Source organism: Nocardioides bruguierae (assembly GCF_023656415.1).
In the GTDB taxonomy this organism is placed as follows: Bacteria; Actinomycetota; Actinomycetes; order Propionibacteriales; family Nocardioidaceae; genus Nocardioides; species Nocardioides bruguierae.
In genome coordinates, this window is record NZ_JAMOIL010000013.1 from 1 (window position 1) to 24,758 (window position 24,758).

The 24,758-nt window shown below is 76.2% G+C and carries 19 protein-coding genes; 12 read left to right on the plus strand and 7 right to left on the minus strand.

Annotated elements, in window-relative coordinates; genetic code table 11:
* Positions 1–266 precede the first annotated feature (266 nt).
* Both M8330_RS11500 and M8330_RS11505 read left to right on the plus strand, forming a co-directional pair.
* The gene (locus M8330_RS11500; RefSeq protein ID WP_250827438.1) at positions 267–950 is read left to right on the plus strand and encodes a hypothetical protein; all 684 of its coding nucleotides are present in this window, start codon (positions 267–269) and stop codon (positions 948–950) included.
* 146 nt (positions 951–1,096) lie between these two features.
* Entirely contained in the window at positions 1,097–2,230 is a 1,134-nt protein-coding gene (locus M8330_RS11505) for a glycoside hydrolase family 6 protein (protein ID WP_250827439.1), read from the plus strand.
* Between the two features lie 156 nt (positions 2,231–2,386).
* Here the strand turns inward: M8330_RS11505 and M8330_RS11510 are convergent, their stop codons facing one another.
* The gene (locus tag M8330_RS11510) at positions 2,387–2,593 is read right to left on the minus strand and encodes a hypothetical protein (protein WP_250055761.1); all 207 of its coding nucleotides are present in this window, start codon (positions 2,591–2,593) and stop codon (positions 2,387–2,389) included.
* A gap of 199 nt (positions 2,594–2,792) precedes the next feature.
* Between M8330_RS11510 and zwf the strand changes: the two genes are divergently transcribed.
* A complete protein-coding gene (gene zwf / locus M8330_RS11515) occupies positions 2,793–4,214 on the plus strand; it encodes a glucose-6-phosphate dehydrogenase (RefSeq protein WP_250827440.1) in 1,422 nt (473 codons plus the stop codon).
* A gap of 93 nt (positions 4,215–4,307) precedes the next feature.
* Here the strand turns inward: zwf and M8330_RS11520 are convergent, their stop codons facing one another.
* The 4 genes from M8330_RS11520 to M8330_RS11535 are packed head-to-tail and all read right to left on the minus strand — an operon-like array spanning position 4,308 to position 11,822.
* Positions 4,308–7,397, minus strand: a complete 3,090-nt coding sequence (locus M8330_RS11520; RefSeq protein ID WP_250827441.1) for an FtsX-like permease family protein — start codon at positions 7,395–7,397, stop codon at positions 4,308–4,310.
* A complete protein-coding gene (locus M8330_RS11525) occupies positions 7,397–9,850 on the minus strand; it encodes a hypothetical protein (RefSeq protein ID WP_250827442.1) in 2,454 nt (817 codons plus the stop codon). Before M8330_RS11525 ends, M8330_RS11520 begins: the two co-directional genes overlap by 1 nt.
* A complete protein-coding gene (locus M8330_RS11530) occupies positions 9,847–10,815 on the minus strand; it encodes an ABC transporter ATP-binding protein (RefSeq protein WP_250827443.1) in 969 nt (322 codons plus the stop codon). Before M8330_RS11530 ends, M8330_RS11525 begins: the two co-directional genes overlap by 4 nt.
* Complete coding sequence (locus M8330_RS11535; RefSeq protein WP_250827444.1) at positions 10,812–11,822, minus strand: ABC transporter ATP-binding protein; 1,011 nt, start codon at positions 11,820–11,822, stop codon at positions 10,812–10,814. The genes M8330_RS11530 and M8330_RS11535 overlap by 4 nt, the downstream gene beginning before the upstream one ends.
* A gap of 262 nt (positions 11,823–12,084) precedes the next feature.
* Here M8330_RS11535 and M8330_RS11540 point away from each other — a divergent pair, with 262 nt between their 5' ends.
* On the plus strand, positions 12,085–13,365 hold the full coding sequence (locus M8330_RS11540; RefSeq protein WP_250827445.1) for an MFS transporter: 1,281 nt from the start codon (positions 12,085–12,087) through the stop codon (positions 13,363–13,365).
* 15 nt (positions 13,366–13,380) lie between these two features.
* Here the strand turns inward: M8330_RS11540 and M8330_RS11545 are convergent, their stop codons facing one another.
* Positions 13,381–13,896 (minus strand): mycothiol transferase, encoded by a 516-nt coding sequence (locus M8330_RS11545; protein WP_250827446.1) that lies wholly within the window; start codon positions 13,894–13,896, stop codon positions 13,381–13,383.
* A gap of 99 nt (positions 13,897–13,995) precedes the next feature.
* Between M8330_RS11545 and M8330_RS11550 the strand changes: the two genes are divergently transcribed.
* The 5 genes from M8330_RS11550 (at position 13,996) to M8330_RS11570 (ending at position 21,376) form a co-directional block, all read left to right on the plus strand.
* A complete protein-coding gene (locus M8330_RS11550) occupies positions 13,996–14,958 on the plus strand; it encodes a sigma factor-like helix-turn-helix DNA-binding protein (RefSeq protein ID WP_250827557.1) in 963 nt (320 codons plus the stop codon).
* A gap of 89 nt (positions 14,959–15,047) precedes the next feature.
* Complete coding sequence (locus tag M8330_RS11555) at positions 15,048–15,584, plus strand: hypothetical protein (protein WP_250827447.1); 537 nt, start codon at positions 15,048–15,050, stop codon at positions 15,582–15,584.
* A 111-nt stretch (positions 15,585–15,695) separates the two neighbouring features.
* On the plus strand, positions 15,696–16,676 hold the full coding sequence (locus M8330_RS11560) for an ATP-binding cassette domain-containing protein (protein WP_250055781.1): 981 nt from the start codon (positions 15,696–15,698) through the stop codon (positions 16,674–16,676).
* Positions 16,673–17,512, plus strand: coding sequence for an ABC transporter permease (locus M8330_RS11565; protein ID WP_250827448.1), 840 nt, complete (start codon positions 16,673–16,675; stop codon positions 17,510–17,512). The genes M8330_RS11560 and M8330_RS11565 overlap by 4 nt, the downstream gene beginning before the upstream one ends.
* A 627-nt stretch (positions 17,513–18,139) precedes the next feature.
* Positions 18,140–21,376: an SCO7613 C-terminal domain-containing membrane protein gene (locus M8330_RS11570; RefSeq protein ID WP_250827449.1), complete on the plus strand. Its 3,237-nt coding sequence runs from the start codon at positions 18,140–18,142 to the stop codon at positions 21,374–21,376.
* Positions 21,377–21,422: 46 nt separating this feature from the next.
* Here M8330_RS11570 and M8330_RS11575 read toward each other — a convergent pair whose 3' ends face one another.
* Positions 21,423–22,667 (minus strand): patatin-like phospholipase family protein, encoded by a 1,245-nt coding sequence (locus M8330_RS11575; protein WP_250827450.1) that lies wholly within the window; start codon positions 22,665–22,667, stop codon positions 21,423–21,425.
* Positions 22,668–22,850: 183 nt separating this feature from the next.
* On the opposite strand from M8330_RS11575, the gene M8330_RS11580 reads away from it, so the two are divergent.
* The 3 genes from M8330_RS11580 to M8330_RS11590 all read left to right on the plus strand — a co-directional run bounded on the left by M8330_RS11580 (position 22,851) and on the right by M8330_RS11590 (position 24,757).
* Positions 22,851–23,279: a pyridoxamine 5'-phosphate oxidase family protein gene (locus tag M8330_RS11580; protein WP_250055788.1), complete on the plus strand. Its 429-nt coding sequence runs from the start codon at positions 22,851–22,853 to the stop codon at positions 23,277–23,279.
* A gap of 166 nt (positions 23,280–23,445) precedes the next feature.
* Positions 23,446–23,868, plus strand: a complete 423-nt coding sequence (locus tag M8330_RS11585; protein ID WP_250827451.1) for a hypothetical protein — start codon at positions 23,446–23,448, stop codon at positions 23,866–23,868.
* A gap of 388 nt (positions 23,869–24,256) precedes the next feature.
* Positions 24,257–24,757 (plus strand): hypothetical protein, encoded by a 501-nt coding sequence (locus M8330_RS11590; protein WP_250827452.1) that lies wholly within the window; start codon positions 24,257–24,259, stop codon positions 24,755–24,757.
* Position 24,758: the final 1 nt, after the last annotated feature.

Sequence of the window (24,758 nt, forward strand, 5' to 3'; positions counted from 1 at the left end):
GGCGGCCGCCGCCCGGCCCGCCACGCCCCGGGCGGCCGCGGCCCCCGTCGAGCGGGCCGTCGGCGGGACTGGTGTCGAAGGTGTCGTCGTTCATCTGTGGTTCCTCGTTCTCGTGGTGTCGCTCCCTTCGGAACGATCTGTTGGCGATATATCGCGACTGTACGCCGATGATCGGCCGCTGCCAAGAGGTGCGGGTGAGCACCGCGGAGCGGGCGCCTCCTCTACGCTGCTCGGACCGCACGGACCACCGACGCAGAGGCAGGGCCATGACCGACTGGGGGGCGCTGTACGCCGCCGTGGTGGCCGCGGTCGCCGACCTCGCCACCGAGATGCTCGAGGAGCAGGGGCCGGACGCGCTCGAGGTCGTCGTCCCGGCGACGCCCGCCTGGCGTGCGCGCGACGTGCTCGCCCACCTCGCCGGCGTGGCCGCCGACAACGTCTCCGGCGACGAGGCGGACATGGCCGGTGCGCCGAGCCCCGCCTGGACGGCCCGGCAGGTCGCCACGCGCGCCGAGGCCCCGGTGGCCGCGCACCTCGCCGAGCTGCGCGGCCACGTGCCCGCCGTCCGGGCCCTCGTGGCCGACGCGTCGCGGCCCGCCGTCGTGTGGGACGTCTGCGTCCACCACGCCGACCTCTGCGAGGCCCTCGGGACGGGGCGGCCCGACCCGGCGCTGTGGCGGCCGGTCGCGCACGCGGTGGCCCCCGGCCTGCTGAGCACCGTGACGGCGCGCGTCACCGTGGGCGCTGCCGTCTACGGGGCCGGCGGACCCGAGGACCCCGTGCTCGCCCTGGACGAGTACGAGCTGTTCCGGGGCGCGTTCTCCCGCCGCTCCCGCCGGCAGATGGCCGGCTGGCTCGACGGGCTGCTCGACACCGACGCGCTGGACGCCCTGTGCATCTTCGGCCCGCGCGACGACGACCAGCCGCTGCCCGTGGCCGCGCCGGCCTGAGCCACGCCCCGTACGGGTCCGCACGACGGGAGCACGACCGCGCCCTGCGAGGACGACCGTCCCGGGCGCAGCCCCGGCCGGGGACCCGTGCGCGGATGTTGCCCGTTGGCGGGACGTCGACGCCGCCTCGTCCCTACCCTGGTGCGGTGCCCCTCCCCGACCGGCGTGCACGCCGGGTGGGGCCCTCGTCCCGGACGACCCTCCTCGGGCTCGTCGGGCTCACCGCCGCCGCGGTGCTGCTCGGCCTCCTCCCGACCGGGTCCGCCGGTGCGCAGGCCCCCGCCGCGACGACCGCCACCACCGCCCTGAACACCGCCCCTAACACCGCCCAGAACACCGGCCTGAACACCGGAACCAGCACCGGGCTCAGCAGCCTGAGCACCGACACGAGCACCGCCGCCCGCAAGGACCCCCGCCGCCGGCTCGGCCTGTTCGTCGACGACCACATGCCCGTGCACGGCCAGGGCCGGCGCTACCGCGGCATCGCCAAGTTCGCGCAGGCCTTGTGGCTCTCCCACGACTACTACGCCACCCGCGAGATCAAGGGCGTCGCCCGCGCCTACCTGCGACGGGCCAAGGACGCCGGCAAGACCCCGATCCTGGTCGTCTACTCGCTGCCGAACCGTGACTGCGGGGGCTGGTCCAGCGGTGGCGCCAGCGGCAAGCGGCCCTACAAGCGGTGGGTCAGCAAGCTGGCCGAGGGCATCAAGGGCAGCAAGCCGCTGCTGGTGCTGGAGCCCGACGCGCTGCCGTTCTACGGCCAGCACAGCTGCGAGGGCACCAAGCCCTGGCCGGAGCTGATGCGTTTTGCCACCAAGCGGCTCTCCGCGGCCGGCGCCTGGGTCTACCTCGACGCCGGGCACTCCGGCTGGACCCCGTACAAGAAGCGGGCGCGGCTGCTCAAGCGCGCGGGCGTCCAGTACGCCCGAGGCTTCTCCACCAACGTCTCCAACTTCCGCCCCACCGGCGACGAGAAGCGCTACGCCCGCTTCCTGGTGCGGCGACTGAAGGCCCTCGGGGTCACGGGCGTGCACTACGTCGTGGACACCTCGCGCAACGGCGCGAAGGACCCGGTGGACGGTGACGTCATCAACCCGACGTGGGCGCGGATCGGCGCCGGGCCGCGGCTGCTGTTCCGCCGCGCGTTCGACGGGCGGCTGTGGGTCAAGCACCCGGGCGAGTCCGACGGCGAGGTCAACGGCGGCAACGCGTCCGGGTCCTGGTGCGACCTGCTCGCCGACCGCCTGATGGGCCGGAGCAAGGTCCGCAACTACTGCTGAGCCCCCGGCAGCCCTGCACAGGTGGACTCAGCAGGAGGGCTCAGGCACCACGAGCGGCGGCCCGGTCGGGCTGCCGCTCGTCGTGGTCGTGGGGGAGGTGGTGCTCAGGGGTGGTGGTGCTCAGGGTGCTGCTGGTGGGGGTGGTGCCGAGGTCGGTCAGACGTCGTCGTCGGTGGACGGTACGGGGGCCGTCTCCGCGCGCAGGTTCATCAGGTCGAGCGCCGACAGCAGCTCGTCCACGCTGTCGTAGACCTCGGACGCCTTCTCGAGGAGCACGGTGCTCCACGTCGGCTCGTCGATGAAGACGTTGCCGCCGAAGTAGGCCCCGATGGCCTCGGCAGCGCTGTCATTGCTCATGCTCATGACAGCAATATGACAGGTCAGAGGCCATTTGGGGACACCCAACCCACAATTGCGGCGACCAGGGTCACACCACGGGGTGAGGCCCCGGGCACCAGCAGGGTGGTGGGAGGAACGACCGTACGGGGTTCTGTGGAGGGAGAGGAGGGGGCGGTGCAGACGTCCTCACCGTCCTGACCCACCACCGACAGAAGGTACCCACATGTCCGAGCAGCAGCAGTCCGGCGACGCGCTGCGACCCCACGTCCTCGTGCTCTTCGGGGCGACGGGGGACCTGGCCGCCCGCAAGCTCTTCCCCGGCCTCTACCACCTCGCCGCGGCCGGTCGGCTGCCGCAGGAGTACGCGATCATCGGCTCGGGCCGGCACTCCCCCGGCACCGACGAGGAGTTCCGGGACCAGATCCGCTCGGCCCTGGAGGAGTTCGTCGACGACCTGGACGGCGGCGTGGCCGACGACCTGCTCGGCCGGCTGTCCTTCCAGACCTCCGACGCCGACGACGGCGCCGACCTCGCGAAGGCCGTGCGGGCCGCCGAGGAGCAGATGGCGGACGACGTCGGCGAGGTCCGCCGCCTCGTCTACATGTCCATCCCGCCGGCCGCGATGAAGCCGATGATCGCGATGCTGGGCCGCGAGGAGATCACCGAGCGCGGCCGCCTCGTGGTGGAGAAGCCGTTCGGGCTCGACCTGGACTCCTCCCGCGAGCTCGACGCCGCCCTCAAGGAGGTCGCCGACGAGGAGCAGGTCTTCCGCATCGACCACTTCCTCGGCAAGGAGGCCGTGCAGAACCTGCTCGCCGTGCGGTTCGCCAACGGGCTGTTCGAGCCCGCCTGGAACCACGAGACCGTCTCCTCGGTGCAGATCGACGTGCCCGAGGAGCTCGGGCTCGAGGGTCGGGCCTCCTTCTACGAGGGCACCGGTGCCCTGCGCGACATGATCTCCACCCACCTCTCCCAGCTGCTCGGCTTCGTCGCGCTGGAGGACCCGGGCGAGTTCGACGCCGACGCGCTGCGCGACGCCAAGTCCGCCGTGTTCGCCGCGATGCGCCCGCTCGACCCCTCCCGGGCCGTCTTCGGCCAGTTCGAGGGGTACCGCGACGAGGAGGGCGTCGACCCGGACAGCCAGGTGGAGACGATGGTCGCCATCGAGGCGTTCGTCGACAACGACCGCTGGCAGGGCGTGCCGTTCTACCTGCGCACCGGCAAGGCCATGGCCAGCGGCCAGCGGGTCATCACGCTGCGGTTCAAGACCCCCGACACCGAGATCTTCGCCGGCCGCACCGCCTGCAACGAGATCCAGTTCGACCTCTCCGACAACCCGAAGATGCGCGTCGCGCTCCAGACGAAGAACCCCGGCCCCGACATGACCCTCGGCCGCTCCTTCATGACCCTCGACATGGGCCAGCAGGAGCACGACGAGGAGCCCCTCGAGGCCTACGAGCGCCTCCTGCTGGACGTGCTGCGCGGCGACCGCACCCTCTTCACCCGCGCCGACGAGGTCGACCGCATCTGGCAGGTCGCGCAGCCCCTGCTCGACGACCGCCCCCAGGTGCAGCCCTACGCCCAGGGCTCGTGGGGCCCCCAGGCCGCGCTCGACCTGCCGGAGGGTGGCTGGAGCTTGCACTGATCGGTCGCCTCCGGCGACATGTCGCGAGTCCGGGAGAGCACGATCCCCAGAGGTACACCTCCTGTGCCTCTGGGGATCAGTGCGTTCTCCGGGCTACCTCCCGTCCTCGCGGAGCACCGCACCCCGCGCACCGCGGACGGTGAGCACCGCGCTGGTGCCGGCGACGACACCCAGGACGACGGCCGCCACGACGGCGAGCAGCACGAGCCGGACGACGTCGACCCCGCTGGTCAGGGCCGGCGTGGAGAGGGTGTCGACGTAGCCGAGGACGAGGGTCCGCAGCACCACGACCTGGGCGAGCGTGCCCGCGAGCAGGCCGGCCACCGCGGTGCCGCCGAGCACGACGCCCAGCTCGAGCAGGACCGCCCGCGCCACCGCGCGGCGCGGCACGCCGACGACGCGCAGCGCTGCCGCGTCCCGCCGCCGGGCCGGTAGCTGCACGGCGGTGGAGACGGCGAGCGAGGCCAGGGCCATGACCAGCACGAGCAGCGCGACCACGGCGTAGAGCCGCAGCGCCAGCGCGTACGGCGTCGAGTCGAGGCCGGCCTTCACCTCGGCGTAGGTGGTGTCCTCGGTGACGCCGGCGCGCAGCAGCGCCCGACGCAGCGGCGCGGGCAGGCCGTCGCGGGCGAGCACGTAGGTCTGGGTGCCCTGGTCGTAGAGCGACCGGTCGAGGGTGAGGGTGTCGACGTCGACCAGCCGGCCGACGGGGCCCAGCAACGGCACCGAGCTCGCCTCGAGCACGCCGGTGGAGTAGATGTCCCCGCGGGTGCGGATGGCCTGCGCGTCGTCCCCCATGGCGGGGGCGTCGACGCCCGCGACCACGGGCAGCGCGGCGCCCAGGCCGCCGGTGGAGAGCTGCACGATGGCCGTGTCCTCGCCGGTGTCGACGTCGACGGTGAGGGCGTCGTCGGTGACCTCCACGCCCTCGACGACCTCGGGGCTGGAGGCATCTGCGGAGACACCCCAGTCGGCCGGTCCCAGCCAGTCCGCGACCGGCTCGCCGTCGGCGGTGAGGCCGCTGAGCGTGAGGCTCCCGGTGAGCCGGGTGGGGCGGGCCACCGTGGTGCCGATGGTGACGCCCTCGAGGCGGCAGCCTCGGGCGCAGCCCTCCAGGTCGAGGTCGAGGCGGGTCGTCTCGCCCGTGGGCAGCGGCAGGGAGTACACCGTGTGGCCGTCGCCGCCGTCGGAGACGAGGTCGAGGCGCACCACGACGGGCTCCTCGGAGGTCAGGTCGTTGGTGACGTCCACGCCGAGGCTGGTGCCAGCGACCTCAGGGATCTCGCCGGGCGGGCGCAGCAGGTCGCTGACCTCCTCGGCGTCGGTGCCGGGGGTCCAGGAGTCCGGCCACCGGCCCACGGCGGCCAGCCGGTCGGTGTCGAGCACGGCGTAGGACTCCGAGGTCGTGTAGAAGGCCCCGGCGGCCATGAGCCACTCGCCGTCGGGGTCGAGCCGACGCGTGAGCGCGACCGTCTCCTCCAGGCCCAGCTGGGAGGTCCACACCTGGTCCGCCGGGGCGCGGGTGGCGGCGACGCTGGAGCGCCACTCGGCCGCGCTCTGGTCCACGCCCGCGCCGAACACGCCGATCGCGACGGCCGCGGTGAGCGGCAGGATCACCAGCGTGCCCTCGCGCCGGCGGCTCAGGGTGCGGGCCGCGACCCAGCCGGCCACCGAGCGCCCGTGCGGACGACGGCGGGTCACCCAGCGCGCCAGCACCTGCGTCAGCCGGCTGGCGGCGAGGCCCGCCACGGACGCGAGCAGCACGGGCAGCACCAGGTCGACCAGGTCGGGGTCCGAGCTCCCGGAGGTGAGCCGGCTGACGACGGCGGCCACCGCGAGCGCGACGAGCACCAGCTGCGCCAGCACGGCCGAGCGCCGGCTCGCGCCGGGGCGGCGCACCCCGGCCAGCTGCTCGTCGAGGCCGGTGCGCAGCACGAGCCGCACCGCCAGTGCGGCCACGGCCACGGAGCCCACGACCACGGCCAGCCCGGCGGCCACGGAGGACACCGGCACGCGCAGCGGCAGCCCGGGCACCAGCCAGGCGCGCTGGAGCGCGACCGTGGTCGCGACACCCAGCGCGACGCCGATCGGCACCGCCAGGCCGAGCAGCGTGAGCGGCTCGGCCAGGCCCAGGCGCCACAGGCCGCGGCGCGGGAGGCCGCGCAGGGTGGCCAGGGCCATCTCCGGGGTGCGCAGGTCGGCCGCGGCGGTCAGCAGTCGCAGCAGCAGCGCGAGCGCGACGAGCACGAGGGAGAGGACGGCCGGGGCGATCGAGGCCGCGGCGGTGCCCTGCTCGTCGGTGATGTCGGCGATCACCGTGGCGACGTCGTTGATGCCGGTCGGGGTGAGGGTGCCGGCGGCGACCGCGACGCCGGTGACGCTGTCGTCCGACCCGTGGCCCTCGGAGACCGCCTCGATCGCGGGCAGGTCGTCGACGGTGAGGTCGGCGGGCGGGTCGAGGCGCGCGTCGACCCGGACGGTCCAGGGGTGGCCCAGCCAGCCGAGCCGGTCGAACGCGGCCGGCACCGTGACGAAGGGGGCGGGTCGGTAGGGCTGCGGGGCGGCGCCCATCTCGGTCGGCGGGGCGGAGGAGAACCGGGAGACGTCGAACCAGAAATCAGCCTCGTCCGCGCCGGGGGCCGCGTAGGTGCCGACGACCCGCACCTCGCCCGCGTACCCGGGCAGGCGCACCCGGTCGCCGATCCCCAGCCCGGTGCGGGCGGCGTCGCCGGCCAGCAGGAGCACCTCGTCGCTGTCGGCGGGGCAGTCGCCGGTCACCTGCAGGTGGTCGCAGGCGTCGGCGGCCGCCAGGAGCGTCACCTCGCCGCCCAGGGCCTCGAACGGGCCGCTGACGAGGCTGGTGCGCGGGGCTGCGTAGGCGGCGTCCGCGCCGGCGTCCTCGATCAGCGCCTGCGCGGCGTCGGCGGCCGCGGCCTGCGCCTGGACGGGATCGGTGCCCGCGTCCCCGCCCGGGCTGAGCTGCCAGGTCAGGCCGGTGAGCGGGGTGGCCGCCTCGGCGAGGCTGCGCACGAGGTAGGAGGAGGTGACGGCGCCGGCGAAGGCCGGGCCGAGCACCGCGGAGGCCACGGCGACCGCGGTCAGCAGCACGGTGCCCAGGGAGAGCAGGCCGCGCGAGCGCAGACCGCGCCAGAGCGTGCCGGCCTGGACGGGCAGGCGGGCCATCAGCGGGCCTCCTCGCGGAGCAGGCCCGGCCGCGTGGAGACCGCCCCGACGGAGCGGCCGCGGCCGACGACCGCGACGACCACCACGGCCACGACGGCGGCGAGGACGACGAGCGGGCCGGTGGTCACCCCCGGCTCGAGGGCGAGCCCGTGGTCCGGCACCCGGACGAGGCCGAGGGAGGGCAGCAGCAGGGCCGCCGAGAGCGCGGTGCCCAGGGCCGCGCCGGCGGCCCCCAGGACGAGCAGGCCCGCGACCTCGCGCCGCACCGAGTCGCGCAGCGTGGCGATCGGGACGCCCGCGACGCGCAGGGCCGCCACGTCCCGCACCCACCCGCGCCGCTCGCGCACGACCGCGGTGGTGAGCACCAGCACGGCGGCGAGCAGGCAGAAGGCGGCGATGAGCAGGTAGACGCGTGCCTGCACGGCGCCGGTACCGGCCTCCACGTCGGCCCGGACGTCGGCGAGGGTCCGCGGCTGGGCGCCCAGCGCGTCGGCCACCTGCGTGAGCAGGTCGTCGGAGGTGCCGGCCGCCGCCACCACGCTCAGCTGGGCCAGCGGCACCGTCGGCGAGGCGCCCTCGAGGGCGCGTGGCAGGTCCATCAGCAGGCCGTCGGCACCGACCAGCGGGAGCGCCGGCGCGGACGCGACGACCACCGCGTCCAGGTCGTCGCCGCCCGGGGACTCGGCCACCGGGTCGTCGCCGAAGGTCTCCCCGTCCTCGACCTGCGTCGAGGTGAGGCCGCTGGTGGAGGCCAGGGCGGTGTCGGTGGCGACGACGGGCACAGCGCCCTCGGCTGTGAGCGGCACCGCGGTCAGCGGGTCGCGCGTCGCGGTGGCCAGCAGGCCGTCCGAGGTGACCGTCGGCGGGGCGTGCACCTCGCCCTCCTCTACGTGGTCGGGGCGGCGCAGCACGCCGCCGCGCTCGAAGGTGATGCCCGTCGTCGAGGCGCCCAGGCGCGTGGCAAGGAGGTCGCCGGCCTGCTCGTCCTCGTCCGCGGCACCCGGGGCCGTGACCCGCAGGTCGCGCAGGAGCCACGGGAGCGTGGAGGTGCCGTCGGGGCGGGCCAGGGTGACCGAGGTGAGGGTGCAGCCGTCGGTGCAGGCCACCCGCCGGGTCAGGGTCAGCGGCTCGCCGCTCCTCGGCAGCCGTCCGGCCAGCATCACGGTGAGGCCGCGCCCGTCGGGACGGGCCAGCTCCACGACGACCTCGGGCCGTACCCGGCCGCGGCTGCGGGCGCTCACGCCGGAGACGGTGGCGGTCAGCCGGGTGCCCTGCACGAGGGTGGTGGACTCGCTGCCGCCCAGCACGTCGCCGAGGTCGGCGACGCCGGCGGCGGGGGTGGAGTCGTAGAAGTCGCCGAGCACGGCGCCGGCGCGGGCGCTGTCCCAGTACACCCGCCGCGCGGGGGCCGAGCCGGTGCCGGGCACGGTGACGACGGGCAGCAGGGAGGTGCCGGCGGGGTCCAGCCTGCGGGTGAGCGCGAGCAGCGCGGCGGCGTCCAGGTCCACGTCGTCGCTCGCGCGCACCACGACCGGCCCGCCGGCCTCGAGGCGGGCGGTGTCCTCCACCCACGCGTCGACGTCGGACGCGGCGCTCACGGCCAGGCCCGCGACGACCGCGGCGGCCACCAGCACGCGGACGGCCGCGGCCGCGTCGGCGGTACGGGCCAGGCGGCGGGTGGCGACGTAGCCCGCGAGGCCGGCGTCGCGGCGGCGGACCAGCGCACGGGCGCCGGCGCGCAGGAGCACGAGGACGAGGCCACCGACCGCGAGCCCGACCAGCGCCGGGCCGGCCAGGACCACGAGGTCGGGCTCGCCCGTCCCGCTGCCGCTGCCCGTGCCGTCCTGGCCGGCGACCACGGCCCGGTAGCAGGCGAGCGCGCCCGCGACCACGACGAGCACCTGCCCGAAGGCGGCGGCCGCACCGGCGGCGGCGTGCCGCGGGCGTCCGCCGACCTGGTCGGCCAACGGCTCGCGCAACGCGGAGACCATGCCGACACCCACCGCGACCAGGCCGGCCAGCAGCACGACCACGGCCGCGACCAGCGCCCCGACGAGCACCCGGGCGGTGAGGACGACGGAGGCCGGCTCGCTCGTCCACGCGGGCACGGCCACCAGCGCGACCCCGAGCCCGGCGACGACGCCCAGCGCACCGCCCAGCAGGAGCACCAGCAGCGGCTCGGCGCTCAGCAGCGCGACCAGCGGGGCGCCCTCGTGGCCGCGGAGACGGGCCAGGGCGATCTCGCCGCGCCGCGCCACGGCCAGCTCGCGGCCGGTGGTGGGCAGGGCGACCGCGCCCAGCACGAGCAGGGGCAGCGCGAGCGCGCGGGAGGTGCCGGTGGCGCCGGCGACGCCGAGCACGGAGACGACCCCGGCCACGACCACCACCGTGAGGCCGAGCAGCGGCAGCAGGGTCCCCCGGCGGGACCACGCACCGCGCAGCGTGCGCGTCACGGTGCTCCCGGCGGACGGCGGAACGCGGCGTGGTCGTCGTCGGTCTCCGGCTCCGCAGCGGCGGCCGGTGCCTCGGGGACCGGTGCGCCCTCGACGGGCGGGACCTCACCGGGGGCAGCCTCGTCCGTGTCGGTCGCGGGGGTGTCCGTCGCGGGGGTGTCCGTCGCGGAGGTGTCCTGGGTGGAGCGGTCCTGGGGCGCCTCGGCTGCCTCGTCGAGCACCACCCGGCCGTCGTCCAGGGCGACGTGGCCGTCGCAGGCCTCGACCACGGCCGGGTCGTGCGTGGCGACCACGACGACCGCGCCCCGGTCGGCCTCGCGGCGCAGCTCGGCGAGCACGTGGCCGCGGTTGGTCTCGTCCAGCTCGCTGGTGGGCTCGTCGGCCAGCAGGACCGCGGCACCGACCGCGAGCCCGCGGGCCAGGGCGACGCGCTGCATCTGCCCGCCGGAGAGCTCCTCGACCTGCCGGGCACCCAGGTCGGCGATACCGAACCGGGCCAGCGCGGCCAGGGCCTGCTCGTCCGCCGCCTCGGGCGCCACCCCGCGGGCGCGCAGCGCCACGGAGACGTTCTCGGCCGCCGAGAGCACGGGCACCAGGCCGTAGACCTGGAGCACGAAGGCCACGTCCGGACGCGGGTCGCCGGTGCCCGTCCAGGTGGGCTCGGCGCCGTGGGTGGCGGAGCCGGCGGTGGGACGCAGCAGCCCGCCGGCCACGGAGAGCAGCGTGGTCTTGCCCGAGCCGCTGGGCCCGGAGAGCGCGGTCATGGAGCCGGCCGGGAAGCGGACCTCGACGTCGGCGAGCAGCGTGCGGCGGCCGGCCTCGTGGGTCACGCCGGTGACGACCAGGTCGGCCGGGGCCGCGACGGGCTGCTCGGCCAGCGGGCTGCCGGAGGCGCCCTCGGTCTTCTGCTCGGCGTTCTTCTGATCGGCGGTCTGCTCGGGGGTGGTGGGCTCGGTGGTGCTCACGGGTGCCTCCGGTCGTTCTGGAGCGTCTCCGAGATCCCGCCACCGGCCCCGCCGGCGTCCGGGCCCCGTCCACGGTCCGGGCCCTGGTCCTGGTCGCCCGCCCCGCGGGAGACGACGAGCCGGTCCACGTCCTCCGGCTCGATCCGCACCAGCGTGCCGGCGGGCCACTCCTCGGCCAGGTGCGTGGGCAGGTGGACGACGCCCTCGGCGCCGACCACCACGTACTCGGCGCCCGCGTGGCCCTCGGAACCGACGCGGCCGCCCTTCATCGTGACGGTGCGGGGGAACGTGTCGGCGACCTCGGGGGCGTGGGTGACCACGACGACGGTGGTGCCGAGCTCGTCGCCGAGGTCGTGCAGGAGCGCGACCACGGCGTCGCGGTCGGCGTGGCTGAGCTGGCTGGTCGGCTCGTCGGCGAGGAGCAGCTGCGGGCCGCAGGCCACCGCGCAGGCCAGCGCGAGCCGTTGCCGCTGGCCGCCGGAGAGCGTGGTGACCACCTGGTCCGCCACCTCCTCCAGCCCCACGCGTGCGAGCAGCTCGCGCTCGGGCACCGCCTCCTTGCGCTCGGCCCGGGTCAGCGCGAGCCGCGCGAAGCCGACGTTCTGCCGCGCCGTGGCGTAGGGCAGCAGGTTGCGGGTGGCGCCCTGGAGCATCGTGGAGACCCGACGCGAGCGCAGCGCCGCGAGCTCCGGCTCGGGCATCCGCGAGATCTCGTGCTCGCCGAGGAAGATCCGCCCCGCGCTGGGCTTCTGGATGCCGCCGAGCAGGGTGAGCAGCGTCGACTTGCCCGAGCCCGAGGGCCCCAGGAACGCGACCCGCTCGCCCGGCCGGATCACCAGGTCGACGCCGGAGAGCGCGACGACGTCGTGCCCCTCGAAGGTGCGGTAGAGGTGGACGACGCCGGAGCAGCGCACGCCGAGGCCACCGGGGTGCTCGCCGGCCGTGCTGGGGCGCGACGCGTCGTCGTGACGCAGCAGGTCCTGGGCGGGTCCGCCGGCAGGGGGCACGGAAAGCTCCTCTGGCTCTGGGGGTGACGGCGGCGATGGTCCGGCACCCGGGCCCGGCCACCGTAGACCGTCCTGCCGACCCTGCCGAAGCCCCTGTGCGGGGTCGTGCTCCTTCCGTGACCTCGGCGCGCGGTCTCCACCGGTGCGCCCGGCCGCCCCGTCCCGCTGCTCCGGCGGCGCTGGGAGTGACCCGTGCCGCAGCCGCGCGACGGCCCGCAGGACGGATGCCGAGGTCCACCACCTGCAGTGGCACAGTGCGGCGGTGAGCACCCGTCTCCGCGCCGCGCTGGCCGACACCCGCCCGCTGGCCGAGCCGCACTTCCGGCGGCTGTGGACGGCCAACATCGTCACCGTCGTGGGCGCCCAGCTGACGATCGTGGCGGTGCCCGCGCAGATCTACGCCGACACCGGCTCGTCCGCCTACGTGGGCCTGACCGGCGTGTTCGGGCTGGTGCCCCTGGTGGTCTTCGGCCTCTACGGCGGCGCCCTGGCCGACGTCTTCGACCGGCGCGCGATCCTGCGGGTCACCACGGTGGGGCTCATCGTCACCAGCGGGCTGTTCGCCGCCCAGGCGTTCGCCGGCTCCACCAACGTGTGGCTGCTGCTGAGCCTGTTCGCGGTGCAGCAGGCGTTCTTCGCGGTCAACCAGCCCACGCGCAGCGCGATCCTCCCTCGGCTGCTGCCGGCCGAGCAGCTGCCCGCGGCCAACTCGCTCAACATGACGGTGATGCAGGCCGGTGCGATCGCGGGGCCGCTGGTCGCCGGCGTCCTCATCCCCTTCACCGGGTTCGCCTGGCTCTACGCCGTCGACACCGTCTTCCTCTTCGCCACCCTCTGGGCGGTGCTGCGGCTGCCGTCCCTGGCCGTGGAGGGCGGGGCCGCGCAGGCCCCCGGCATCCGGGCGGTCGTGGACGGGTTCGCCTACCTGCGCCACCAGCCGGTGCTGCTGATGTCCTTCGTGGTCGACCTGGTCGCGATGGTCTTCGGCATGCCGCGCGCGCTGTTCCCCGAGATCGCGCACGTCGACTTCGGCGGCCCGGACGAGGGCGGGATCGTCTTCGCGCTGCTGTTCGCGGCCATCCCCGCCGGCGCCGTGCTGGGCGGCGTGTTCAGCGGCTGGGTGTCCCGGGTGGAGCGGCAGGGCCTCGCGGTGCTCGTCTGCATCGCCGTCTGGGGCGCCTCGATGACCGGCTTCGGCCTCGCGGTGTGGGCCGCCACCGGCGCCGGCTCGCACGTGGCGCTGCTGGTCGCCCTGCTGATGCTCGTGGTCGGCGGGGCCGCCGACATGGCCTCGGCCGCCTTCCGGACCTCGATGCTCCAGAGCGCGGCGGAGGACTCCGTCCGCGGCCGGCTCCAGGGCGTCTTCATCGTCGTGGTCGCGGGCGGGCCGCGCGTGGCCGACACGGCGCACGGCGTCGCGGCCGCCTCCGTCGGGGCCGCCGCGGCCGCCGCCGGCGGTGGCGTGCTCGTGGTGGTCGGGATCGTCGTGGCCGCGCTGCTGGTGCCGTCCTTCGTGCGCTACCGGGTCACGCGCACGGTCTGAGCGGCCGCGCCGCCCTCACGCGTCGAGCAGGCCGCGCAGGTAGCCGGCCTGGCCGGCGTGCTGGGCGTCGTCGTCCACGACGCTGACCAGCCGCACCCCGAGGGTCACCGGCGGGTCCCACCGGGTGTCGACGACGGCGTCGAGGTCGGCCGGCGAGAGCGTCGCCAGGAAGGCCGTGGTGGCCTCCGTGACGGCGGAGAGGTAGGCCAGGAGGTCCGCGGCCGAGGCCCGGACGGCGGCCACCTGCTCGGCCGTGTGGCCGTACCCGGTGTCCGCGCGCTCGACCCCGGCCCCGAAGCCGGGCAGCAGCCGGTCGGCGAAGCCCTGCGCCTCCCACACCTGCGGGGTGCCCGCCACGTCCGCGACGTGGTCGTCCTGGACGCGGGTCAGGTGCCAGACCAGCCACGCGATCGAGTTCGCCCCCGGCGACGGCTGCCACGCGAGCTGGTCGTCGGTGAGGCCCTCGACCGCGGCGGTCACCGACTCCAGGGAGCGGGAGAAGGCGTCGGTCAGCAGGTCGCTCGGGGTCATGCCCCCGACGCTAGCCCGCCCCGTTCACCCCCTCGGCTGCGCGCGGCGGGGGTCCCCTCGGGCGTGCCGGGACGGCCCGGCTGGCAGCATGGAGGGGTGATGGCAGCGACGCCCGAGCACCCGTCCGAGCAGCACCCCGACCAGCACCACGAGCCCCTCGAGGGGCTGCACGAGCCCCTGCTCCGGGTGGCCGTGCGGCTGCTGGGCACGCGCACCGAGGCGGAGCCGGTGGTCACCGAGGTCGGCCGCCGCGCCGCCGACGCCGACCCGGCCGAGGTCTTCGACCTCGCCACCTGGGCACGCACCGAGGTCGCTCGGGCCTGCCTGCGGCTGCTGCTGGAGCGCTCGCCGGGGCGCCGCGCCGCCGACGCCTCGCTGGAGCCGGCCGCGCTGGTCGGCCCCGAGGACCTCGCGGACCTCTACCTCGACGTCCCCGACGACCCGGCCGCCGCCCGGCCCCACGCGCTCACCCTCACCGCGTCCGCCCGCGAGCTGCTCGCGCACCTGCGGCCGGCCGAGCGGGTCGCGTTCGTCCTCCACGACCTCTTCGGCGACCACTTCGAGGACGTGGCGGGCGTGCTGGGTCGCACGCCCATGGCGTGCCGCCAGCTGGCCGACCGCGCGCGCCGCCGGCTCGCCGAGCTGCGCCGGGCCGCCGACGCCGGCATCGAGCGGCTCGACCGGGACGCGGCCGACCGGGCCGAGGACCTCGCCCTCGACGCCGTGGTGACGGCCGCCCTTGCCGCCCCCGCGGGGCTGGAGCCGCTGCTCTCCCCGGCGGTCGTGCTGCGCGCCGACCCGGCCGCCGCCGACCCGGACGGACCGCTGACCGGGCTGCTCGACGCCGCCTACCTGAGCGGCCCCGCCGCCGTGGCCGCCGCCCTCTCCCCGCTGCTCGCCGACGCGGTGGCCGCGCGGCTGGACGGCTACCCCGCCGTCGTCCGCCGGGACGACGGGGGCGTGCGCGCGGTCGTCGGCCTGGCCCTGGACGCGGCGGGGCGGGTGCGCGAGGTGGACGTGCTCGCCGACCCCGACGTCCTGGCCGTCACCGACCTCTCCTGACACTCCTCCCACCCACCCGGCTCCGCCCCACAGGGTCCGCAGGACGGCGGGGTGAACCGACCCGGCGCGCCCGCTGGGAGCCTGGGCCGGTGCGCCTGCCCAACCCCCTCGACCCCGTCTCCCAGCTGCTCGACCTGCTGCCCCGCGTGGTCGGTCTCGTGCCGACCGTCGAGGGCCTGCTGGACCGGATCGAGTCCACCAGGCTGGCCGCCGAGGAGCTGATCGCCCGGATCGAGACGACCCGCCGCAGCGGCGAGGACCTGCTCGTCGGTGCCGCCGGTCAGGTCGCCCGCATCGAGGCGCTGGTCGACTCCCTGGAGCCGCGGCTGACCGAGCTCGGCCCCGTGCTGGACCGGCTGGTGCCCATCGCCCGCGAGCTGGCCGACACCACCTCTCCCGACGAGGTGGCCGCCCTGGTGAAGCTCGTCGACCAGCTGCCCGAGGTGGCCGACAAGATGGAGAGCGAGGTGCTGCCGGTGCTGAGCACGCTGGGCACCGTCGCGCCCGACGTGCACGACCTCCTCGGCGTCGCGCGCGAGCTCAACGAGGTGCTGGAGAAGGTGCCGGGCGTCAGCCGCGCCAAGAAGAAGATCGACGCCGAGCAAGCCGAGCGCGGCATCGCCTGACCTGCGGCGGGAGAAATCTGTGTAGCCGCTGTCGGAGGGCGTGCCTAGGGTGCCGAGCGTGGCCGGGGCGTCCGGTCGCGACTCCTTCCCCGCTCACCACGCGAGGTGCCCATGACCGCCATGATCTCCGCCCGCGGGCTCACCAAGCGCTTCAAGGACGTCGAGGCCCTCTCCGGCCTCGACCTGGACGTGCCCGAGGGCACCGTCCTCGCGCTCCTGGGCCCCAACGGTGCAGGCAAGACCACCTCGGTGCGCTGCCTGACCACCCTCCTGCGCCCGGACTCGGGCACCGCCACGGTCGCCGGCGCCGATGTGCTCGCCGACCCCGACCTCGTCCGCTCGCGGATCGGCCTCTCCGGCCAGTACGCCGCCGTCGACGAGCACCTGACCGGGTTCGAGAACCTCGTGATGGTCGGGCGGCTCTACGGCCTGGGGCGTCAGCGCTCGCGCGAGCGCGCCCAGGAGCTGCTCGAGCGGTTCGACCTCACGGACGCCGGCGGGCGACCGTCGAAGACCTACTCCGGCGGCATGCGTCGTCGCCTCGACCTGGCCGGGGCGCTCGTGGCCTCGCCGCCGGTGCTCGTCCTCGACGAGCCGACCACCGGGCTGGACCCGCGCTCGCGGCTGCAGATGTGGGACGTCATCCGCGACCTCGTGGCCGGGGGCGCCACGCTGCTGCTCACCACGCAGTACCTGGAGGAGGCCGACCGGCTCGCCGACGACATCGTCGTCATCGACCACGGCCGCGAGATCGCCCGCGGCACCGCCGACGAGCTCAAGGCCCGCACCGGTGGCGAACGGGTCGAGATCGTGCTCGCCGACGGGTCGCACGCCGAGGCCGTCCGGTCGGTGCTGGCCACCGTGGCGGTCGGCGAGGTCGGCGTCGAGGAGAACGGTCGCGAGCTGACGGCCGCCGTGGAGGGCGGCGTCCTCGCCCTCCAGCGGGTGCTCACCGGCGTCCAGGAGCTACCGGGCGTGGAGGTCCTCGACGTGGGGCTGCGCCGCCCCACGCTGGACGACGTCTTCCTCACCCTCACCGGCCACGCGGCCGAGACCGACACCAGCGACGAGACCGCGGAGGCCACCCGATGAGCACCACCGAGAAGGCGTCCCTCGCCCGCGCCGGCCGCGGCCCGCTGGGGGCGCTGGAGGACGGCTGGGTCGTGGCCCAGCGCAACCTGGTCAAGATCAAGCGGGTGCCCGAGGTGCTCGTCTTCGTGCTGATCAGTCCGATCATGTTCGTGCTGCTCTTCGCGTTCGTCTTCGGCGGCGCGATCGACCCCGGCGACGGCAGCAACTACCGCGAGTTCCTGATCGGCGGCATCTTCGCCCAGACCGTGGTCTTCGGGGCCACGTTCACCGGCGCCGGCCTGGCCGAGGACATGCAGAAGGGCATCATCGACCGTTTCCGGTCGCTGCCGATGTCGCCCTCGGCGGTGCTCGTCGGCCGCACCACCTCCGACGTCGTCTACAACGTGCTGAGCCTGATCATCATGGCGCTCACGGGGCTGCTCATCGGGTGGCGCGTGCGCGAGGGCGTGCTCGACATGCTGGCCGGCTTCGGGCTGCTCCTGCTGTTCGCGTACGCGGTGAGCTGGGTGATGGCCTACGTCGGCCTGCTGGTGCCCAGCGTCGAGGTGATCAACAACGCCAGCTTCATCGTGATCATGCCGCTGACGTTCGTCTCCAACGCGTTCGTGCCCCTGGAGTCCTTCAGCGGCGTGCTGCGCCAGTTCGTGCTCTGGAACCCCGTCTCCGCGCTCACGCAGGCCAGCCGCGAGCTGTTCGGCAACACCAGCCCGGCCTCGGCGCCGGACGCCTGGTCGATGCAGCACCCGGTGCTCTACACGCTGCTGTGGGTGGTGCTGATCCTCGTGGTCTTCGTGCCGCTCTCGGTCAACCGGTACCGCCGCGCGACGTCCCGCTGACCCGGGCCCCGACCCGGCCCTGCCCGGCCCCGGTGCCGCTCCGGCCGGGGCCGGGTCGGTGCCCCGGGCCTGTGGAGAAGGTCCCGCGCGCGGGGCCGCGCTGCGCGATGATGGAGGTCCACGCGGCGTGCGCCGCCGGAGCCGAGGAGGCAGGTCGTGACCACGGACCCGACAGCACCTCCGACCGGACCGTCGGGGCGAGCCTCGAGCGACGGCGGCCACCGACGACTCTCCGACCCGTCCCGGTGCCCGGACTGCGGCGCTCGGCTCGGCCCCGCGCCGCGGCAGTGCCCCGCCTGCGCGCTGCCGCTGGACACCACTGACGCCACGACACTGCTCGACGCGCTCGGGCGGGCCGACGCGGCCCTCGACCGGATGCGGGCCGAGCGCGACCGCCGCGCCGAGGCTGCGGCCGCAGCGGCCGCAGCGGCCGCCGCAGCAGCGTCCCCTGCTGCTCCGACGGACCCCGCGGCCTGGTCCCCGCCACTGCCCCGGCCGACCCCGGTCGCCGCCACGGACGTGGCGACCCCTCCCCCGTCTGCGGCCCCTGCGGCCCCTGCGGCCGCTCCACCCCGGACCGGGCTCACCGGGGCCACCGTCCCACGCCTGCTGTTCACGCTGGCCGTGGTGAGCCTGCTGCTCGGCGCCGCGATCTTCATGGCGGTCACCTGGACGCGCCTCGGGGTGGGCGCCCAGACGGCGCTGCTCCTGCTCGTCACCGCGCTCGCCGCCACGGGCGCGCACCTGGCGGTGCGGGCGCGGCTCCGCGGTGCGGCGGAGTCGGCCGCGCTCGTGGCGGCCGGCCTCGCCGGGCTGGACGCGTTCGGTGCCCGAGCGGCCGGGTGGCTGGGCGCGGACCCCGACCCGGGGCTCGTGACTGCCCTCGTGGGGGCGGCGTTCGCGGTCGTCCCGGCGCTCCTGCTCCTCCTCCAGCGCAGGGCCGGGTCCGTGGAGCGTCCGCGGCCGCCCCTGCCGCCGCTGGTCACCTCGCAGGTGATGCTGGGGCTCGGCACCGTGCTCGCGGCGTTCGGGCTCGCGATCGCGGCCGGGGGCGCCCGCAGTCGCGCCGGCGCCGACGACGTCGCCGTGCTCACCGCCGCGCTCTGGGTGCTCGCCCTGGCCGTGCCGGTCCTGACGCTGCTGGGCCGGACCCTGCGGGCCAGGCTCGTGGTGACGGCCGTCGTGCTCGTCGCCGGGGCGGCGCCGGCCTCCGCCTCCCTGCTGACCGAGGCCCTCGTCGCCCTCGTGGACGACGGCGACTGGTACCCCGGCATCGCCGCACGCCTGCTCCTCGCCGCGCTCGGCTGGGCCCTCCTGGTGCCCCACGCGTCGACCCGGTCCACCAGCGCTGGGACCGGGCAGCTGCGGGAGTGGGGTCGCGCGGCGTCCTCCCTCGTCGCGCTCGCGCTCGGGGTGCTCGGCCTCGTCGGGCCCGCCCTCACCGCGCGGCCCGAGACCACCGTGCTCGTGGCCACCGTGGTCGCGCTCGTGCTGACGGTGCTCGCCGCCCTGGCTCCCTCCCCGGCTCGCGACCCGTGGCGCCGCGCCGGCCGCGGCCTCGGCCTGGGTGTCGGCGGCGGTGCCGCGCTGGTGCTGGCGGGCCTGGTAGCGCTACCGGCCGTCTGGTTCACGTCGCTGCCGAGCCCCTGGGAGTCCTCGGCGCTGGTCAGCCTCGACCCCACCACCGACGGCCGGGGCGCCGACCTGCCCGACCTGGCCTGGCTGGTCGCGGCGCTGCTCCTCGTCCCGCTCGTCCTCGTGCCCGTCCTCGTCCGGCTCGCGCTGCCCCGCCGGCCCGAGCGAGCCACTCCCCGGGCCCTGCGCCCCACCGGCTGGGTGCTCGCCGTCACTGGCACCGCGTGGCTGCTGCTGCTCGGCACCGACCTGGTCGTCGTGGTGGTGGCCTGGGCGCTGCTGGGTGTGGTCCTGGCCGTCCGCCTCCCGGCGGACCCCGCACGGGTGCTGCCGGCCACCGGCGCGGCAGTGGTCTGCGCGGGGGTCGGCGTCGGTCTGGGCTCGCCCTCGGCCGGCGCGAGCCTCGTGGCACTGGTCGCCCTGGCGCTGGTCACCGTGCTGCTCCTGCCCGGGGACGCCCTGGCCGCCGCCCTCGGCGTCACGCGCGCCGGGCTGCGAGGCACGCTGCTCGCGGCGCTGCTGCTCGAGGCGGTGGTGGGCACCCAGGCCCTGGCGCGCGTGGTCGCACCGCTGCCCGAGCGCACTGCTGCGGAGGGTCGGGCCGGCGACGCGCTGCTCGTCGCCCCGGGAGTGCTGGGCGCCGGGCTCGTGGTGGTCGGCGTGGCCGCGGTGCTGCGCAACCTCCCGGTGCCCCTGGTCGTCAGCGCGGCCGCCGTGCCGGCGCTGACCGGTGCCGCGCTCGGCACCGCCCTCGACGGGCGGGCCGACCCGCTGGTCGGCGCCCTCCTCGCGGCCGCCGCGGCTGCGGTCGTGGGCGGCGCCGGCACCGCGCTGGACGCGTCCGCGCCACCGCCGGTCGGGCAGCGCGGGGCGGCCAGCGTGGTCGTCCTCCTCGCCGCGCTGGTCACGCTGGCGAACCTGCTCGTCGGGCTCGTGGACCTGCTCGGCCAGGAGTGGCTGAGCCGGCCGGCCACCGAGGAGGTCGGGGGGTTCGCCACGGCCGCGGCACGGGCCACGGCGCCCGTCCCTCTCGTCGCGGCCGCTCTCGCGCTGCTCCCGTGGCTGCCCCTCCTGCGCGCGTCGGGTCCCCTCGGGGAGCGGGCCCGCACCGGGACGCGCCGCGCCCTCGCCTGGGGCGCGCTGGTCCTCGGCGCCGGCGCCCTCCTCGGTGGGGGCGTGCCGCGGTGGCTGCCCGTCCTGCTCCTGGCCGTGCTCGCCGCCGGACTCCTGCTCGCGCTGCCGCTGCGGCGGGTCACCCCGCTCAGCGGAGCGATGGCGGGCGGGCTCGCCGTGCTGGCGACGCTCGGCGCGCTGCCCTCCCACGGCCTGGCGGCGGTGACCCTGGTGCTCCTGGCCGCCGCGGCGCTCGCCGCCGGACTCCTCGCGACCCGCACCGCACCGGCCGCGGGCACGCTGCTGCCGGGCGTCCTCGCCGCCGGCGCCTGGGCCGCGGCCGCGACCGCCGTGCCGGTGCTCGTGACGCTGCCCGGCGGCCCCGGTCTCCGGGTGAGCGGGCCGGTGCTGCTGCTCGGGGCGGCGCTGCTCGTGGTGGTCGCCGCGGTGCGGCGCCGTGAGCCCGTTCCCTTCCTCGAGGTCGTCGTGGCCGCCTCCGTCCCGGTGGGGACACTCATGACCGTGAGCGTGGTCGCCGAGCCACGTGCCGCGCTCGCCCTCCAGCTGGTCGCGGGCGGCGCGGTGGTGGCCGGCCACGCCGCCGCGCAGCCGACCCGCCGCTGGGCCGGCTGGGTGGCCTCGGCGCTGGTCACCGCGGGCACCTGGCTGCTCCTGCACCGCTCGGGCGTGCGGACGCCGGAGGCGTACACGCTGCCGCTGGCCGCCGGGCTGCTCCTGCACGGCGCCTGGCTCCTGCTCCGCGACCCGGCGGTCTCGACCCGCCGGGCCCTCACCGCCGGGCTGTGGCTGGCCCTGCTGCCCAGCCTGTGGCTCAGCCTGCGCGAGCCGCTCAGCACCCGCGCCCTGCTGCTGGGCCTGGCCTGCCTGGCGCTGGTGCTCGTCGGGGTCCGGCTGCGGCTGTCCCAACCCGTGCTGGCCGGGGCGGTGGTGGGCCTCGTCCTGCTCGGGCGCGAGGCGACGCCCTGGCTCACCGCCGGGCCCCGGTGGGTGCCGTTCGTGCTCGCCGGCCTGGTGCTCGGGGCCGTGGCGCTGACCTGGGAGGCGCGGCTGGCCGACGTGCGCCGCGCGGCCGCCTACGTGGGCAGGCTGCGCTGACGCCGCGCCGGGGCCACGAGGGGCACCACCCGGCTCAGAGGGCCCGTCAGACGGACCAGAGGTCGGGGTGCTCCGCGACCCACGCCTCGGCGTCGCGCTTGCCCAGGGCCGCGGCGGCGTCGAAGAAGTCGGTGTCGAAGAGCAGGTAGGAGAGCAGCTCTCCCTGGAGCGGGGAGTCGCTGCCGAGCAGCCGGTGCACCATCTGCAGGTCGGGGTCGGCGGCGGTCCCCCGCAGGGAGCCGTGGTTGGCGCGGTAGACCTCCATCGCCACGTCGGCCAGCTCGTCGCCCCGCTCGGGCGCGAGGGCGACGTGCGGCAGCGGGCGCAGCGGCGCCAGCCCCTGACGCTCCCGGTAGCCGGCGAGCGCGGTCGCGACCTCCTCGTCCGCCAGCATCGCGTTCGTCTCGCGCACGCGGCGGACGTCCTGGCGCAGCGGGTCGTCCATGACGGCGCCGAGCAGCGTCGCCCCGCCGTCGCCGAGGTCCACGGGGCGCTGGTCGGCGGTGGTGTCGGCCGCCGGCGGGCGCATGCTCCCGGTGCCCACGGCCACCACGGCGTCCGCCCCGAGCTCCAGGACCGGGACGAGCGGGTTGCGGCGGCGGGTAGCACCGTCGACGTACCAGCCCTCGGCCTCGGCCGGCTCGCGCACCCGCACCGAGGGGAACAGGACGGGGATCGCGGACGAGGCGAGCAGGTGCTCGACGCCCAGCCGGGCCGGCACGTACGCCCGGTTGTGCGCCTCGTCCAGGGCGGGGAGCGCCTCCGGGCCACCGACCGCGGCGGGCGCGGTCTGGGCGAAGAGGGTGACGCGGCCGGTGCGGACGGCGGTGGCTGTGACGGCGAGCGCGGAGACGAGCCCGCTCTCGACGTTCTCGTTCACCCGGTCCCAGTCGATGGAGCGGCCCAGGGTCCGCGCCAGCGGCTGGGTGCCCAGGAAGCCGCGCAGCCGGAAGCCGCTGAGCCCCACGGTCTCGGAGGCGTAGCGGAGCAGCACCTCGGGGGCCTGGCGCCAGATCGGTCGCATCACGTTCTTCTTCACCGCGCCCTCCAGCACGGTGCGCAGGCCCTGGGCCTGCTCGTCGGCCGGCAGGTGGGCCACGCCGGCGAGCGCCGCGCTGAGCAGCGCACCGGCGCTGGTGCCGATGAGGACCGTGGGCCTCAGGTCGCGGCGCTCGAGCTCGGGGAGCAGCACCTCGAGGGCCCCGACCTGGTAGGCCGAGCGGGCTCCGCCGGCGTCGAGGACGAGGGCGACCTTGCGCTGCGCGGGGTCGGTCGCGGGCTTCGTGGGCACGCCCCGACGCTAGGGCGCGGCGGCCGCGGGCGGCCTCACCCGAGGGCAGGGGCCGGACGGCCCGGCCGGGCCCGGGCAGAGGTCCCGGTCCAGGGGGGACGCCTCCCCTGACACCCGGGACCGGCTCGTCCTAGCGTCGAAGCACGACCACTACCACCAGGACCAGAGCCCACGGAGGCCATCATGAGCAGCGTCTCGATCGACAACCCCGTCGCCCCGCTCAGCGAGGAGGAGTGCTGGGCGCGACTGCGGTCCCAGGAGATCGGCCGCCTCGGCTACCGGCTCGTCGACGAGATCCACGTCGTGCCGGTCAACTACGTGGTCGTCGACTCACGGCCGGCCATCCGCACGGACGCCGGCAACAAGCTGCTCTCCGCCGCCCTGGAGTACGAGGTCGCGCTGGAGATCGACGGCTGGGGCGAGGAGCTCGGCTGGTCCGTGCTGCTGCGCGGCCGGGCGCACATCGTCGGCGAGGCGCGAGCCGAGCAGTACGCCGAGCTGGAGCAGGTGCCCTGGGTGCCCTCCCCCAAGTGGGACGTCATCGAGATCGAGCCCGCGGTCGTCACCGGCCGTGAGGTCTTCCTCACCAAGGGCCGGGTCCCGAGCGCCTGAGCACCCGTCACCTGCGCGAACGGGTGTCCTCCGGTCCCACGGTCCCGGGACCATCGGCCCCGGCGCAGGGGCCTGGTGCGTCGATAACGTCTGCGTCACCACCCTTCCCCACTGACGCCGACGGGCTCCGCCCACCGGCCGACGCCTCTCCCCCTGGAGGCCCGCCATGCGCTCCACCCACGCCTGCCACCAGCTCGACGACGCCCAGTGCTGGGCCGTGCTGCTCGAGCACGACCACGGACTGACGACGCTGCCCGGCACCACCGGCACCGGCACGGCGGTCGTCCCGGTCGGCTACGCCCCGCTCGCCCCCGGTGTGCTCGCCGTGCGCTGCCCCGACCCCGACCTCGCCGACGGCGCCCGTCTCGGTGCCCGCGTCACCCTCGAGCTCAGCGGCGCCGGCCGCTCCTCGTCGTGGACGGTGCTGGTCAGCGGGGTGCTGCGCGAGCTGGAGCCCGACGAGACCGGCCGCTGGAGCGACGACGTGCCCAGCCGCGGCCCGGTCGTGACCCTGCACGTGGACGCGGTGGGCGGCTGCGAGGCGCTGCTCGCCCAGCGGGGCCACGAGGTCCTGCGGCCCGCCTCCTGACCCCGCCTCCTGACTCTGCCTCCTGACGCCCGTCCTGGTCCGCCCCGCGGGTCTTCGTCGGGCCCGACCGGTCCGGACCGGTGCTCGCACCCGGCTGGACAACCGCCAGGACGCCCCGGACAGCGTGCGACGCGGCACGCACACGATTACGTCGTCCTCTACCTGCGCGAATGACCAAGGTCTTGGGACCTGGGTCACGTGCGGAGGGTCGAAGGTCCCGACGGATGCACCCCGATCGGTGTGAAGAGCCTGTTCAGATACCTAGGCTGGTGTCTCAGCAGCATCCGTCGCACCGGTTTCCCCCCACCCGCGAGCACGGCCCCGGCACGACTCGACCTCGGAACCGTCGACGGCACCCCCCACCCACCCTCGCTTCCCCGGAGGGCCCGTGACCACGTGCCACACCTTCACCACCGCGCAGTGCTGGACGACGCTGCGTGAGCACTCCTACGCCCGCCTCAGCCTCGTCGCGTCCGTCTCCTGCGTGGTCGGCTTCGCCGTCGTCGACGCCGGCCTGGTCGCCGTCCGCTCGTGCGAGGCCCGACTGAGACAGGCCGCCGAGCGGGGCGAGCCCGCCAGGCTCGAGGTCAGCTGGTCGGGGCCCGTCTCCGGCTGGCTCGTCGTCGCCGAGGGCCGGCTGAGGCCGGCCGGTGAGGCGGAGCGAGGACGCTGGGGCGACGTGCCGGCCAGCGGTGCACCGGTCGCCCTCCAGGTCACCCGGGTGCGCGGCGTCGACTCGCTCGCGCTGGGCTCCCGGGACGAGGACCGGGCGCCCGGGGTGGACCGGACGGAACGGAGGCAGGACGCGCCGGGCGACGACACGCCCCCGGCGCTCGCCCGACTGCTGCCCGCCCCCGTCCGCCTGCGCCGCCTGCGCCGCGTGGGCTGAG

What these genes read in the sequence shown, in the direction of transcription:
- M8330_RS11500 (WP_250827438.1), top strand. Translation starts at nt 267, where the DNA reads ATGACCGACTGGGGGGCGCTGTACGCCGCCGTGGTGGCCGCGGTCGCC.
- M8330_RS11510 (WP_250055761.1), bottom strand. Translation starts at nt 2,593, where the DNA reads ATGAGCATGAGCAATGACAGCGCTGCCGAGGCCATCGGGGCCTACTTC.
- zwf (WP_250827440.1), top strand. Translation starts at nt 2,793, where the DNA reads ATGTCCGAGCAGCAGCAGTCCGGCGACGCGCTGCGACCCCACGTCCTC.
- M8330_RS11520 (WP_250827441.1), bottom strand. Translation starts at nt 7,397, where the DNA reads ATGGCCCGCCTGCCCGTCCAGGCCGGCACGCTCTGGCGCGGTCTGCGC.
- M8330_RS11545 (WP_250827446.1), bottom strand. Translation starts at nt 13,896, where the DNA reads ATGACCCCGAGCGACCTGCTGACCGACGCCTTCTCCCGCTCCCTGGAG.
- M8330_RS11550 (WP_250827557.1), top strand. Translation starts at nt 13,996, where the DNA reads ATGGCAGCGACGCCCGAGCACCCGTCCGAGCAGCACCCCGACCAGCAC.
- M8330_RS11560 (WP_250055781.1), top strand. Translation starts at nt 15,696, where the DNA reads ATGACCGCCATGATCTCCGCCCGCGGGCTCACCAAGCGCTTCAAGGAC.
- M8330_RS11565 (WP_250827448.1), top strand. Translation starts at nt 16,673, where the DNA reads ATGAGCACCACCGAGAAGGCGTCCCTCGCCCGCGCCGGCCGCGGCCCG.
- M8330_RS11580 (WP_250055788.1), top strand. Translation starts at nt 22,851, where the DNA reads ATGAGCAGCGTCTCGATCGACAACCCCGTCGCCCCGCTCAGCGAGGAG.
- M8330_RS11585 (WP_250827451.1), top strand. Translation starts at nt 23,446, where the DNA reads ATGCGCTCCACCCACGCCTGCCACCAGCTCGACGACGCCCAGTGCTGG.